The organism is uncultured Luteimonas sp. (assembly GCF_947492465.1).
GTDB lineage: Bacteria > Pseudomonadota > Gammaproteobacteria > Xanthomonadales > Xanthomonadaceae > Luteimonas.
In genome coordinates this window covers 205212-218410 of the sequence record NZ_CANLNF010000004.1, presented here as the reverse complement: position 1 = coordinate 218410, position 13199 = coordinate 205212, and the positions used below count along the sequence as shown (strand labels likewise).

General features: G+C 70.0%; 11 protein-coding genes. 1 reads left to right on the top strand and 10 read right to left on the bottom strand.

What is annotated here, in order from left to right; all coding sequences use genetic code 11:
* Positions 1 to 158: 158 nt before the first annotated feature.
* The 8 genes from truD to Q0863_RS11430 all read right to left on the bottom strand — a co-directional run bounded on the left by truD (position 159) and on the right by Q0863_RS11430 (position 7505).
* Positions 159 to 1235 carry a tRNA pseudouridine(13) synthase TruD gene (gene truD / locus Q0863_RS11465; protein ID WP_298578012.1) on the bottom strand — a complete coding sequence of 359 codons (1077 nt, stop codon included), beginning with the start codon at positions 1233 to 1235 and terminating at the stop codon, positions 159 to 161.
* Positions 1232 to 1711 (bottom strand): 2-C-methyl-D-erythritol 2,4-cyclodiphosphate synthase, encoded by a 480-nt coding sequence (gene ispF / locus Q0863_RS11460; RefSeq protein ID WP_298578011.1) that lies wholly within the window; start codon positions 1709 to 1711, stop codon positions 1232 to 1234. The genes truD and ispF overlap by 4 nt, the downstream gene beginning before the upstream one ends.
* Entirely contained in the window at positions 1708 to 2160 is a 453-nt protein-coding gene (locus Q0863_RS11455) for a hypothetical protein (protein WP_298578010.1), read from the bottom strand. The genes ispF and Q0863_RS11455 overlap by 4 nt, the downstream gene beginning before the upstream one ends.
* Complete coding sequence (ispD, locus tag Q0863_RS11450) at positions 2157 to 2888, bottom strand: 2-C-methyl-D-erythritol 4-phosphate cytidylyltransferase (RefSeq protein WP_298578009.1); 732 nt, start codon at positions 2886 to 2888, stop codon at positions 2157 to 2159. Before ispD ends, Q0863_RS11455 begins: the two co-directional genes overlap by 4 nt.
* Positions 2885 to 3214 carry a cell division protein FtsB gene (ftsB, locus tag Q0863_RS11445; RefSeq protein ID WP_298578008.1) on the bottom strand — a complete coding sequence of 110 codons (330 nt, stop codon included), beginning with the start codon at positions 3212 to 3214 and terminating at the stop codon, positions 2885 to 2887. The genes ispD and ftsB overlap by 4 nt, the downstream gene beginning before the upstream one ends.
* A 12-nt stretch (positions 3215 to 3226) precedes the next feature.
* The gene (eno, locus tag Q0863_RS11440; RefSeq protein ID WP_298578007.1) at positions 3227 to 4513 is read right to left on the bottom strand and encodes a phosphopyruvate hydratase; all 1287 of its coding nucleotides are present in this window, start codon (positions 4511 to 4513) and stop codon (positions 3227 to 3229) included.
* 447 nt (positions 4514 to 4960) lie between these two features.
* The gene (gene kdsA / locus Q0863_RS11435; protein WP_298578006.1) at positions 4961 to 5794 is read right to left on the bottom strand and encodes a 3-deoxy-8-phosphooctulonate synthase; all 834 of its coding nucleotides are present in this window, start codon (positions 5792 to 5794) and stop codon (positions 4961 to 4963) included.
* A 31-nt stretch (positions 5795 to 5825) separates the two neighbouring features.
* On the bottom strand, positions 5826 to 7505 hold the full coding sequence (locus Q0863_RS11430) for a CTP synthase (RefSeq protein WP_298578005.1): 1680 nt from the start codon (positions 7503 to 7505) through the stop codon (positions 5826 to 5828).
* Between the two features lie 357 nt (positions 7506 to 7862).
* Here Q0863_RS11430 and parE point away from each other — a divergent pair, with 357 nt between their 5' ends.
* Entirely contained in the window at positions 7863 to 9752 is a 1890-nt protein-coding gene (gene parE / locus Q0863_RS11425; protein WP_298578004.1) for a DNA topoisomerase IV subunit B, read from the top strand.
* 210 nt (positions 9753 to 9962) lie between these two features.
* Here parE and Q0863_RS11420 read toward each other — a convergent pair whose 3' ends face one another.
* Together Q0863_RS11420 and yjfF are read right to left on the bottom strand one after the other, a co-directional pair.
* Positions 9963 to 12077, bottom strand: coding sequence for a glycoside hydrolase 43 family protein (locus Q0863_RS11420; RefSeq protein ID WP_298578003.1), 2115 nt, complete (start codon positions 12075 to 12077; stop codon positions 9963 to 9965).
* Between the two features lie 118 nt (positions 12078 to 12195).
* Positions 12196 to 13185, bottom strand: coding sequence for a galactofuranose ABC transporter, permease protein YjfF (gene yjfF, locus Q0863_RS11415; protein ID WP_298578234.1), 990 nt, complete (start codon positions 13183 to 13185; stop codon positions 12196 to 12198).
* Between the last annotated feature and the right edge of the window lie 14 nt (positions 13186 to 13199).

The following is a 13199-nucleotide window of genomic DNA, read 5'->3' as shown; positions in this document are numbered from 1 at the left end:
ACCCATCCTCACCGGACCTCCCGGGTCGGGAAGCCGACCCGACGCGCGTCCGGATCGCAGCGGATCGCCTGCCACGCCATGCGCACAAGGCAAAACCGCCATCGACCTGGCGACGGTGGCGCGGCGCCCTGCGTCCCATCAGTGGCCCCGCACGGGCACTATTCCGGCAACGGATCGCCCGTCGCCGCATCCTCCACCGCTCCCAGTTCGAACAGGACGCTGGTCGCATAGGCACCCGGCGGCAGTGCGAACTGCAGCTGCAGCGCGCCGTCCGCCTGCCACGCCCAGGCCAGGCCGTCGACCCGCAGCCGCGTCGCCCGGCGCTCCTGGCGCAGCCCGGCATCTTCCAGCCCCTTGCGCAGGCGCAGCGCCACCGCGTCGTCCAGCGCGGCGGTTTCCAGCGCGAGCGCCTCGCCACTGCTGCGCAGCTCGCCACGTCCCCACAGCGGTCCGGTCGGATGGATGTCGAATGCGGCCAGCCGCGCAGCGAGGCTGTCGTCGAACGGCTGTGGACCGAAGACGCTGCGGCTGCCGTCGAGCATCCACACCTCGCCGTCGAGCGGCCGGTCCCAGCTGTCCGCGACCACGCGCGCGGCGAGCACGCGGTTGAACAGTTCCGAGCGCGCGGCCGACAGCAGCATCGACCGCTCCTCGCGGCGCACGCGGCGGCCGCCGAACATCGCCAGCGACTTGCCGATATTGCCGCCGCCGTGTCCGAAACGCTGGCCGCCGAAGCTGTTGGGCACGCCGCGGGCAAGGATCGCGTGCAGCCGCGCCTCGATCGCTTCGCGGTCGCCGGACACCCCGCGCAGCACCAGCACGAAGCGGTTGCCCGCCAGCGCCCCGCGCGGCAGCTTGCGCGAATGGCGCGCCGCCTGCAGCACCCGCAGCGATTCGCCGCTCGCCGCATCCTCGAACGCAAGCAGTTCCAGCGGCGGCGCCTCGCGGCCAGGCAACTGCACCGTGAAGCGCTGGCGCGTGAGCGCGTGGCGATCCTTGATTCCGGCGTAGCCCACCGCCGATTCGGGCGCGCCTGCCCACTGCGCGATCCTGCGCGCGACGAAGGCGGTATTGAGCGCGCGCTTCTCGATCGTCAGGATCAGGTGTTCGCCGGCACCGCTGGCCTCGAACGCATCGAGCTCCTCGACGACGAAATCCTCCGGCGCCTGCCGGATGCGCGCCTGCAGCACGGGCGCGCCGTGCGCCCGCGGCAGTCCTGCCGGGCCGTCGCTCATGCGCGCACGAGCAGGCAAGCCGCCAGCGCGGCAATGCCTTCGCCGCGGCCGGTGAAGCCCAGGCGCTCGCTCGTGGTGGCCTTGACGCTGATGTCGTCGATGCCGACGCCGAGGTCGGCGGCGATGAGTTCGCGCATCGCCTGCGCATGCGGACCCACCTTCGGCCGCTCGCAGACCACGGTGACGTCGGCGTTGCCCAGGCGCCAGCCACGTTCGCGCAGCAGGGCGTCGCAGTGGCGCAGGAACACGCGGCTGTCCGCACCCTTCCAGCGCGCATCCGACGGCGGAAAATGGGTGCCGATGTCGCCCAGCGCCAGCGCCCCCAGCATCGCGTCGCACAGCGCGTGCAGGACCACGTCGCCATCGCTGTGCGCCAGCACGCCGCGCTCGTGCGGCACGCGCAGGCCGCCGAGCATCACATGGTCGCCCTCGCCGAAGGCGTGGACGTCGTACCCCTGGCCGATGCGCACGGTCATGGTGCCAACCGCCCGGCGATGCGCTGGATGTCCACGTGCTCGACGACGCCCGCGCTGGCGGCAGCGACACCCGGGTCGTTGAACAGGCTTTCGCCCGCCAGCTGCCCCACCCGCAGGAACGCCCGGTGGAACGCCATCTCGGCGCTGCCGGCGCGGAACGCGAGCGCGGCCTGGTCCGCGCAGTCCACGGTCAGGAAGCGCTCCAGCACCCCGGCCATGCTCCGGTTCGCCTCGTCGCGCTGCGCGTCGCTGACGCTGGACATGCCCGCCAGGTCCGGATGCAGGGCGAGCGCGGAGAACATCCACTGCGCCAGCACGCGCTTGTCGTCGTCGCTGGCCGCGGCGACCACGCACGCTTCCAGTTCGCCCGCGGGCGTCTGCGCCCATGCGCACGCGCCCGGCGCCGACCAGGCCAGGCCCGCCAGCGCCAATGCCGTCAATCGCTTCATCCCGCCTCTCCGTGCCCCGACCGCCGCGACAGCAGGAATTCGAACCTGGCGAGATCGCTGGCGGTGGTGATCTTGAAATTGTCCTCGTCGCCCTCGACCAGCAGCGGGCGCATGCCCTGGCGCTCCATCGCCATCGCCTCGTCGGTGACCTCGACGCCCGCGTCGCGCGCGGCTTCGAGCGCGCGCGTGAGCTGCAGGCGGCGGAACAGCTGCGGCGTCAGCGCGCGCCACAGGCGGTCGCGCGGTTCGGTCGCGTCGATGCCGCCGTCGTCGCCGGCGCGCTTGAGCGTGTCGCGCACCGGTGCGGCCAGGATGGCGCCGACCGGATCGTTGCGGCCGCGTTCGAGCAGGGCGCCCAGGTCGCCGTGGCCCAGGTTCGGCCGTGCGGCGTCGTGCACCAGCACGAATTCGTCGGCGCGCACCTCGTCGGGCAGCACCTGCAGCGCGGCCAGCACCGAACCGGCGCGGCTGTCGCCACCGGTGGCGCGCAGCAGCGGCTTGCCCGCGAGCGAGCTCCAGCCGGGCCACCAGGGATCATCCGCGGCCAGCGCGACCACCGCGCCGCACACGCCCGGATGCGACAGCAGCGCCTCCAGCGCGTGCGCGATCAGGGGCCGACCCGCGACCTCGACGTACTGCTTGGGTAGCGCGCCGCCGAAGCGCTCGCCGCGCCCCGCGGCAGGCACGATGGCCCAGGCCTGTCCGGCGCGGACCACGGCGCCGCTCATGGCTGCTCCGCGTCGGCGGGCGGCGCCAGTTCCGCGGGCTGGCGCTCGTCGTCGACCACGCGGTAGAACGTCTCGCCCGGCCGGATCATGCCCAGCTCGTTGCGCGCGCGTTCCTCGATCGCGGCCTCGCCCGACTTGAGGTCGGCCACTTCGGCCGCCAGCGCGGCATTGCGCTGGCCCAGTCCCTCGTTCTGCCGGCGCTGCTCCTGCACCCGCGTGTCCAGCGCCTCCACCGCCTGGCGGCCGCCATCGGCGAACCACAGCCGGTACTGCAGGATCCCCAGCAGCACCAGCAGCGCCAGCAGCAGCACGCGCAACCAGCGCATGGGCGCGATCCGTCAGCGCTTGAGCGAGACGAACGCGTCGCGGCCGGCGTACCTGGCACCCGCGCCGAGCTGTTCCTCGATGCGCAGCAGCTGGTTGTACTTGGCCACGCGGTCGCTGCGGCACAGGGAACCGGTCTTGATCTGGGTCGCGGTGGTGGCCACGGCGATGTCCGAGATGGTGGTGTCCTCGGTTTCGCCGGAGCGGTGCGAGACGATCGCCGCGTACTTCGCCGCGTCGGCCATGGCGATGGCCTCCAGCGTCTCGGTCAGCGTGCCGATCTGGTTGACCTTGATCAGGATGGCGTTTGCCGTGCCCGAGTCGATGCCCTCGCGGAAGATCTTCGGGTTGGTCACGAACAGGTCGTCGCCAACCAGTTGCACCGTTTTGCCGACGCGCTCGGTGAGCTGCTTCCAGCCCGTCCAGTCGTCCTCGGCCATGCCGTCCTCGATCGTGACGATCGGGTACTGCGCGGCCCAGTCGGCCAGGAAGTCGACGAACTGTTCGCTGGTCAGGCGCTTGTTCTCGCCGACCAGGTTGTACTTGCCGTTGTCGTGGAACTCGCTCGAGGCCACGTCCAGGCCCAGCAGCACGTCGTCGCCGGCGCTATAGCCGGCCTTGCCGATGGCTTCCAGGATGGTGTCCAGCGCCTCGACGTTGCTGCGGAAGTCCGGGGCGAAGCCGCCCTCGTCGCCGACCGCCGTGCTCAGGCCGTGGCCCTTGAGCACCGACTTGAGCGCATGGAAGATCTCGGTGCCGCAGCGCAGCGCCTCGGAGAACGAGGCCGCGCCCACCGGCAGCACCATGAATTCCTGGAAATCGACGTTGTTGTCGGCGTGCGCGCCGCCGTTGATGATGTTCATCATCGGCACCGGCAGCACCGGCGCGCGGCCGCCTGCCAGGTGCTTCCACAGGGGCAGCTTCTTCGACGCGGCCACCGCGTGTGCATTGGCCAGCGAAACCGCGAGCAATGCGTTCGCGCCCAGGCGACCCTTGTTCTCGGTGCCGTCGAGGTCGATCAGGCGCTTGTCGAGGCCGGCCTGGTCGGCGGCATCGAAGCCGGTCAGCGTCTCGGCGATCGTGCCGTTGACGTTGCCGACGGCCTTCAGCACGCCCTTGCCCAGGTAGCGCGTCTTGTCGCCGTCGCGCAGCTCCACCGCCTCCTTGGCGCCGGTGGAGGCACCGGACGGCACGGCGGCGCGGCCGAACGATCCATCGGCGAGCGTGACTTCGGCTTCGAGGGTGGGATTGCCGCGGGAGTCGAGGATTTCGCGGGCGTGGATCCTGGCAATGCTGGTCATGGAGGCGGAAACGTCCGGTGGGTGGAGTCGGCCGTGAGTTTAACGGAGCACAGCGCGGCGTGCCGGGGTTTTCTTACTGGATTCCGCGACTTGCGGTGGGTCGGTTGCCGGAGAAAGTATCGTCTGCGCGCCTGGTGGCCGCATGTTGCCGGGGAACGGGAAGCCCGGGGTTTGTGGAAGCGCGCGCGATGGTCGGAGCGCCAGGTGAAGGCTGCGGTTGTCGGGTGCGGGCGCGTGGGGAGCACGGGAGGCGGCGTTACGGGGGCTGTTGCCGCGAATGTCCCCCGGCAGCGGCCGCTGGCCGCTGCCTCCTCCTTGATTTCGCGGCAACAGCCCCCGCAACCCCGCTGCGGACATGGCTGGATGCCTGAGCGAAGGCGAGTGCAAGAACCCGGGCGCCCACGACAGGCATCCCCGGCCGTCTCTGCCCTGCAAAGACGGGGTTGGCTAGAGCGACTGCTCCGCGAACCCGTGCCGCTTGGTCACTGCATCAAGTTCCAGCAGCGTTTCCAGCAGGCCTTCCATCCGGTCCAGCGGCCAGGCATTGGGGCCATCGGACAGGGCCTTCGATGGATCCGGATGGGTCTCGGCAAACACGCCCGCAACGCCCACGGCTACCGCTGCGCGCGCCAGCACCGGCACGAACTCGCGCTGGCCACCGCTGGAGGTGCCCTGCCCGCCGGGCAGCTGCACCGAGTGGGTGGCGTCGAACACCACCGGGCAGCCGGTTTCGCGCATCACGCTGAGCGAGCGCATGTCGCTGACCAGGTTGTTGTAGCCGAAGGAGGCGCCGCGCTCGCAGACCATGATCTGATCGTTGCCAGTCGACCTGGCCTTCTCCACCACCGGCTTCATGTCCCAGGGGGAGAGGAACTGGCCCTTCTTGATGTTCACCGGCTTGCCGGCGCTGCACACCTTCCTGATGAAATCGGTCTGGCGCACGAGGAAGGCCGGGGTCTGCAGGACGTCGACCACCGAGGCCACTTCATCCATCGGCGTGTACTCGTGCACGTCGGTCAGCACCGGCACGCCGAGCTGGCGGCGTACCTCGTCCAGCACGCGCAGCCCCTCCTCCATGCCAGGGCCACGGAAGCTCGTGCCGGAGGTGCGGTTGGCCTTGTCGAAGCTCGACTTGAAGATGAAGTTGATCCCGAGGCGCCCGGTGATCTCCTTGAGCCGGCCGGCGACATCCAGCTGCAGTTGCTCGGATTCGATCACGCAGGGGCCTGCGATCAGGAACAGGGGCTGGTCGAGGCCGACCTCGAATCCGCACAGCTTCATGAAAAGACCCTCTTGGCCATGGATGGGCGCATCACGCCTTGGCTTCCTTCAGCAGCTTGCCGCCGGCCTTGTGCTCGCGGGCGGCGCGGATGAAGCCGACGAACAGCGGATGGCCGTTGCGCGGGGTGGACAGGAACTCCGGATGCGCCTGGCAGGCGATGAACCAGGGATGCCCGGGCAGTTCGACCATCTCCACCAACAGGTCGTCCATCGACTTGGCCGAGATCACCAGTCCCGCGTCCTCGAGCTGGGTGCGGTAGCGGTTGTTGAATTCGTAGCGGTGGCGATGGCGCTCGCCGACCACGTCCTTGCCGTACAGCTCGCGCGCCTTCGTGCCGGGCTTGATGCGCTGTTCCTGCAGGCCCAGGCGCATGGTGCCGCCGAGGTCGGAATTGTCGTCGCGCTTCTCGACCTCGCCGCTGCTGGTACGCCACTCGGTGATCAGGCCGATCACCGGATGCGGGCTCTGGCGGTCGTTCTCGGTGCTGTTGGCACCTTCCAGGCCGGCCACGTGGCGGGCGAAATCGACCACCGCCGCCTGCATGCCGTAGCAGATGCCGAAGTACGGCAGGCCGCGCTCGCGCGCATGCCGCGCCGCCAGCACCTTGCCTTCGAAGCCGCGGTCGCCGAAGCCACCGGGCACCAGCACGCCGTCCACGCCCTGCAGCGTCTTCTCGGCGCCGTCGCGCTCGATGTCCTGCGATTCGATCCAGCGCAGGTTGACCCGCGTGCGCTGGCGGATGCCGCCATGCTTGAGCGCCTCGCCAACCGACTTGTAGGCGTCCTTGTGGTCGACGTACTTGCCCACCACCGCGATGGTGACTTCGTCGATCGGATGCTCGGCCGCGTCCACCACCGACAGCCACTCCGACAGGTCGGCCGCCGGCGCGGCCTTGTCCAGGTGCAGGCGCTCGACCACCAGCGCGTCCAGCCCCTGCGCGTGCAGCCACATCGGGATCTTGTGGATGTTGTCCAGATCGATCGCCGAGATCACCGCCTTCTCGGAGACGTTGGTGAACGAGGCGATCTTGCGCCGCTCGCCGTCGGGCAGCGGCTGTTCGCTGCGGCACACCAGCACGTCGGGCTGGATGCCGATCGAACGCAACTCCTTGACCGAATGCTGGGTCGGCTTGGTCTTGAGTTCCCCGGCCGCGGCGATGTACGGCACCAGGGTCAGGTGCATGAACATCGCCTTGTCGGGGCCGCGGTCGGTGCGGATCTGGCGGATCGCCTCCAGGAAGGGCAGCGATTCGATGTCGCCCACCGTGCCGCCGATCTCCACCAGAGCGACGTCGAAGCCCTGGGTGGCCGCGTCGATGCAGCGCTTGATCTCGTCGGTGATGTGGGGGATCACCTGCACCGTCGCGCCGAGGTAGTCGCCGCGGCGCTCCTTGCGGATCACGGCCTCGTAGATCTTGCCGGTGGTGATCGAGTTCCTGCCCGACAGGCGGACGTTGATGAAGCGCTCGTAGTGGCCGAGGTCGAGGTCGGTTTCGGCGCCGTCGTCGGTGACATACACCTCGCCGTGCTGGAACGGGCTCATCGTGCCCGGATCGACGTTGATGTAGGGGTCCAGCTTCATCATCGTCACCTTGAGGCCGCGGGCCTCGAGGATCGCGGCGAGCGAGGCGGCCGCGATGCCCTTGCCGAGCGAGGACACCACGCCGCCGGTGACGAAAACGAGCGGAGTGACGGAACTGGGGGAAGTCATGGGGAGTGTGCACCCGCTGGAAAGCCCCATTCTACAGGCACGCGCCCCCGGCTGGCCCGTCCGCGGCGCCGCCCGCGACCATCCCGGCCGTCACGGCGGGGCCGGTCCGGGCTCCGGCCAGGCGCGCCGCGCCCGGCAGGACTGGACTCAACCGGTCCGGTAACGCCGGGTGAACATGTCGCCAACCACCCCCATCGCCTCGCGCCAGCGCGTGAGCAGGGCCGGCGTGGCCTCCGGACCGGTGTCCGACACCATCCGTCGCGGGATCCGCGACGGTTCCGGGCCAGCCTTGACCCCCCTGCCGCCGGCCCGCATCCTGCGCGCCTCGCAGGACCCGCCCCCAGAACGCCGCAGCCGATGAATTCCCGCTACAACGCCGCCGACATCGAAGTCCTCTCCGGCCTGGATCCGGTCAAGCGCCGCCCGGGCATGTATACGGACACCACGCGGCCCAACCACCTGGCGCAGGAAGTCATCGACAACGCGGTGGACGAGGCCCTCGCCGGCCACGCGCGCGAAATCGCGGTGACCATGTTCAGTGACGGCAGTTGCGAGGTGTCCGACGACGGCCGCGGCATGCCGGTGGACATCCATCCGGAAGAGAAGATCCCCGGCGTCGAGCTGATCCTCACCCGGCTGCACGCCGGCGGCAAGTTCAACAACAGGAACTACACCTTCTCCGGCGGCCTGCACGGCGTGGGCGTGAGCGTGGTCAACGCGCTCTCGACCCTGGTGGAAGTGCACATCAAGCGCGACGGCAGCGAGCACCGCATCACCTTCCGCGATGGCGACCGCGCCACGCCGCTGGAAGTGGTGGGATCGGTGGGCAGGAAGAACACCGGCACCCGCGTGCGGTTCTGGCCGGACGCGAAGTACTTCGACAGCCCCAAGTTCAGCCTGCGCGCCCTGCGCCACCTGCTGCGCGCCAAGGCGGTGCTGTGCCCCGGCCTGACCGTCACCCTGCTCGACGAGGCCACCGGCGAGCGCGACCGCTGGTATTTCGAGGACGGCCTGCGCGACTACCTCAAGGGCGAGCTGGCCGGCCGCGAGCTGCTGCCGCCGGAACTGTTCGTCGGTGCGCTGCGGAAGGACACCGAAACCGCCGACTGGGCGGTGGCCTGGGTGCCGGACGGCGAGCTGGTGCAGGAGAGCTACGTCAACCTGATCCCGACCGCACAGCACGGCACCCACGTCAACGGCCTGCGCACCGGCTTCACCGACGCGCTGCGCGAGTTCTGCGACTTCCGCAACCTGCTGCCGCGCGGGGTCAAGCTGGCGCCGGAGGACGTGTGGGACCGCGTGTCCTTCGTCCTGTCGATGAAGATGACCGATCCGCAGTTCAGCGGCCAGACCAAGGAGCGCTTGTCCTCGCGCCAGGCCGCGGGCTTCGTCGAGGGCGCGGCGCACGATGCCTTCAGCCTGTGGCTCAACCAGCACGTGGACCTGGGCGAGCGGATCGCGCAGCTGGCGATCGAGCGCGCCAGTGCGCGGCTCAAGACCGAGAAGCAGATCGTCCGCAAGAAGGTCACCCAGGGTCCCGCCCTGCCCGGCAAGCTGGCCGACTGCATCAGCCAGGACCTCTCGCGCACCGAACTGTTCCTGGTCGAGGGCGACTCGGCCGGCGGCAGCGCCCGTCAGGCGCGCGACAAGGACTTCCAGGCGATCCTGCCGCTGCGCGGCAAGATCCTCAACACCTGGGAGGTCGCGTCCGGCGGCGTGCTCGCCTCGCAGGAAGTGCACGACCTGGCCGTGGCCATCGGCTGCGATCCCGGCAAGGACGACATCACCGGCCTGCGCTACGGCAAGGTGGTGATCCTGGCCGACGCCGATTCGGACGGCCTGCACATCGCGACCCTGCTGTCGGCGCTGTTCCTGCGCCACTTCCCGGCGCTGGTGCGCGCCGGCCACATCTTCGTGGCGATGCCGCCGCTGTTCCGCGTCGACGTGGGCAAGCAGGTGTTCTACGCCCTGGACGAAGAGGAAAAGCGCCTGCTGGTCGAGAAGATCCAGCGCGAGAAGCTCAAGGGCCAGGTCAACGTCACCCGCTTCAAGGGCCTGGGCGAGATGAACCCCTCGCAGCTGCGAGAATCCACGATCCATCCCGACACGCGGCGACTGGTGCAGCTGACCATCGACGACGATGGCGAAACCCGCGGCCTGATGGACATGCTGCTGGCGAAGAAGCGCGCGGGCGACCGCAAGGCGTGGCTGGAGCAGAAGGGCGACCTGGCCACGCTGGAAGTCTGAATAGGCGATCCGGGGCGCCGGGTAGCGGATTTCTCGGTCTGTGAAGCCGGCGGAAGCTGGGACCGTATCAACGCTCCCCTCCCCCGCAAGCGGAGGCGGGAGCCAAGCGCGACCGTGAACCGGTCGGGACGCGCTGGCGGAAAACTGGAGACCCCTTGGAGACCACCGTCTCGCGGACGGGCCGGCCCACTGCGCGGCGCGCGGTGCGCGTCACCGGTCCCCGGGATCCACGCCTTCCCATGTCAGCACCGTGCCATCGCGTCGATCCGGCCGCGTGCCGGGACGATCCGCGCCATAGGGTTCGCCGCTACCGGGCAGGATGCCAAGGTAGCGATGCGTCTTGATCGACAGCAGCATGAATTCGCCGCGCAGCAGGTCCTGCCACATGAAGCGGCTGTCCACGGGATGCTCCGGCAGCAGGCGCACGTCGGCCGACAGGCCGATACCCACGACGGTGAGGAAGCCGCTGCCGTCCATCGCCTCCAGCGCCACCTGGCCCGCGCCGCGGTCGTGCACGCGGAAGCGCGCCGCTGTCGCGCGCGCCTCGGCCGAGTCCGGCGACACCGGCTGCAGCACCCCCAGCGCGTGCACGTGGCCGACGCTGCCGTCGCCCCGGTTCGCCAGGGTGATCACCTGCCCGAACGGGATGTTACGCGAGCGGTCGGCCAGGAGTTCGACCACGCTGAAATCGTCGAAGTCCGCGTGTCCGCCGCTCACGCCGCCACGGTTGTAGGCGAACAGCGCATGGCGCGTGCCCTGGAAGGTCTTGAGCTGGTACGGCAGCCGCACCGGTTCGCCGATCGGCGTGAACGCACCGCCATCGACGCTGTAGGCGAACTGCGCCAGGTCCTGGTCGTGGTCGCCATGCACGCGCAGGCGCACCGTGGCCGACGGCAATGGCACGTCGATATGGCGATGCGCCGCCTGGCTGTACCAGCGCAGCACGCGGCCGTGCGCGTCCTGCACCACCGCGAGCCAGGCGGCCGGCATGTTGAGCAGGCCGAGGCCGGCGATGTCGCCGGGCACCAGGCCGGCCGCATCCAGGGTCACCGTGGCGGTGGACTCGGGACCGACCACGCGCTGGGTCAGCGTATTGCGCGCGGTGAGGAAGCCTGTCGCCGGCAGCGTATGCAGGCGCAGCCGGCCCGGCCGGTCGGACAGCGACCATTTGCCGTCATGTGGCTGGTGGTTCCACTGCCAGACCGGCTGCAGCCTCGGCGCGGAGAAATCGTCGTCGCGCCGGTATGGCGCCCGCGGCTGCATGTCGATGCCCACGTCCGGCTTGCGCCAGGTGCGCGGCGAACGGCCCAGGTTCCCCGCCAGGCCGAAGTAGGGCCAGCCCTCGTGCCAGGTCACCGGCGAGAGGAAGGTGGTGCGGCCGATCGACTTCAGGTCCATCATCGAGAAGCCCCACCAGTCGCCGTTGGCCAGCTGCACGATCCCGCCCTGGTGCAGCGGCACCGCGCCGAGCGCGTTGCCGGCGGGCCGGTGCGCGGAGAACGCCGTGCCGTCGTCGGGAATCGGCGAGCGCTGGCCGACGCCGTCTTCCCACCAGCCGCGCTGGAATCCCATGGTCTCGCTGGCGCTGATCGCCACCGTTTCCCACGGCCCGTCCAGGTGTTCGGCGCGCGCGGCCTGCATGCGGCCCACCGGCGCGTAGTTGGCGCTGATGATGAAGTAGCGACCGTCCACCCTGTAGAAATGGTGGCCCTCGCCCATGCCGTTGCCGGCGGGGATGATCACCCGCTCGCTGCCCTCGACCACGCCCGACAGGTCGGCGCGCAACTCCACCAGCCGCACCTCGTTGTAGCCGAATACCGCCCACACCCGGCCATCGTCGTCGAACAGCACCGAAAGGTCGTGCAGGTTGCGGTCGATCTTCGAATGCGTCCACGGGCCGGCCGGATCGGTGGCGGTGAATACGTGCAGGCCGCGTCCGTTGATGTTGGAGAAGATGTGGAAGCGGCCATCGTGATGGCGCAGCACCGGCGCCCAGATGCCCTGGCCGTAGAGGTCCTGCCCGCCCTCGAGCCGGTACTCCGGTCCATCCGGAAACGACGGCATCGCATACGAGACGAACTCCCAGTTCACCAGGTCGCGCGAGCGCAGCAGCGGCAGGCCCGGCACCGCGTGCATGGTGGTACCGGTCATGTAGAACCAGTCGCCGACGCGGATCAGGTCCGGATCGGAGAACTCGTCGTAGAACAGCGGATTGGTGAAGCTGCCGTTGCCGTTGTCGGCACTCCAGCTGGCCGCCTGCGCCGTGCCCATCGGCAGCGCGCAGGCCAGCAGGAGCAGCAGTCGCAGGAGCCGTCCCGGTTTCACTGTCGTCCTCCCAGAACCTGTACATGGCGTGGCAGCGCTGGCTCGACCGCTTGCGCCCGCCGGGCCGGCCCCGCTCCGGTGCCGCATCCACCGCTGCATCGGGACCAACCGGAGCAGCTCAGCCCGCTCCGCCACGCCGCGCCAGCAGCCGCTGCAGCAGGCAGAACGCCAGCAGCAGCGCGCCGATCGCGATGCGCGTCCACCACGAGCTGAGCGTACCGTCGAACACGATCAGGGTCTGGATCAGGCCCAGCACCAGCACGCCGAACACCGTGCCCAGCACGTAGCCGCTGCCGCCCGCCAGCAACGTGCCGCCGATCACCACCGCGGCGATCGCATCCAGTTCCAGGCCCATCGCGTGCAGGCTGTAGCCGCTGAGCATGTAGAAGGTGTAGACCACGCCCCCGAGCGCGGAACAGAAGCCGCTCAGCGCGTAGACCTGCACCAGGGTGCGATCCACCGCCAGTCCCATCAGCCGCGCCGACTGCTCGTTGCCGCCGATGGCGTAGACGGTGCGGCCGAAGCGCGTCATCCCCGCCAGCAGCGCGCCGGCGACCACCACGAGCAGCGCGACCAGCGCGCCGGCCGACAGCGAGGCACCAGGTCCCAGCGGGATCCGCAGGCTGGCCACGGCGACGTGGAAGGCATGGTCGATGCCGATCGATTCCACGCTCACCAGCGTCGCCGCGCCGCGCGCCAGGAACATGCCCGCCAAGGTCACCACGAACGGCTGCAGGCGGTAGCGCTGGATCAGCACGCCCATCAGCGCACCGAACGCGGTGCCCACCCCCAGCACCAGCGCGATCGCCGGCAGCGGGTGCCAGCCGTGCTGTTGCACCAGGCTGGCCAGCAGCACCGTGCTGAAGGCGATCACCGCGCCCACCGACAGGTCGATGCCGCCGGTCAGGATCACGAAGGTCATGCCGACCGCGACGATCAGCAGGAAGCCGTTGTCGATGAACAGGTTGAGGAACACCTGCGGGCGCAGGAAGCCGTCGTAGAGCACCCCGCCGGCGATCGACATGCCGAGGAACAGCGCCACGGTGACCGCCAGCGAGACCATGCGCGGATCGCGCCACAGCCGCGCCAGCCCGCCGGGGCGCAGCATCGCGCGCAGCGGCA

Coding starts and splice junctions, on each gene's coding strand:
- ftsB (WP_298578008.1), bottom strand. CDS start 3,214: ATGCGCTGGTTGCGCGTGCTGCTGCTGGCGCTGCTGGTGCTGCTGGGG.
- parE (WP_298578004.1), top strand. CDS start 7,863: ATGAATTCCCGCTACAACGCCGCCGACATCGAAGTCCTCTCCGGCCTG.
- Q0863_RS11430 (WP_298578005.1), bottom strand. CDS start 7,505: ATGACTTCCCCCAGTTCCGTCACTCCGCTCGTTTTCGTCACCGGCGGC.
- truD (WP_298578012.1), bottom strand. CDS start 1,235: ATGAGCGACGGCCCGGCAGGACTGCCGCGGGCGCACGGCGCGCCCGTG.
- eno (WP_298578007.1), bottom strand. CDS start 4,513: ATGACCAGCATTGCCAGGATCCACGCCCGCGAAATCCTCGACTCCCGC.
- ispD (WP_298578009.1), bottom strand. CDS start 2,888: ATGAGCGGCGCCGTGGTCCGCGCCGGACAGGCCTGGGCCATCGTGCCT.
- Q0863_RS11455 (WP_298578010.1), bottom strand. CDS start 2,160: ATGAAGCGATTGACGGCATTGGCGCTGGCGGGCCTGGCCTGGTCGGCG.
- yjfF (WP_298578234.1), bottom strand. CDS start 13,185: ATGCTGCGCCCCGGCGGGCTGGCGCGGCTGTGGCGCGATCCGCGCATG.
- kdsA (WP_298578006.1), bottom strand. CDS start 5,794: ATGAAGCTGTGCGGATTCGAGGTCGGCCTCGACCAGCCCCTGTTCCTG.
- ispF (WP_298578011.1), bottom strand. CDS start 1,711: ATGACCGTGCGCATCGGCCAGGGGTACGACGTCCACGCCTTCGGCGAG.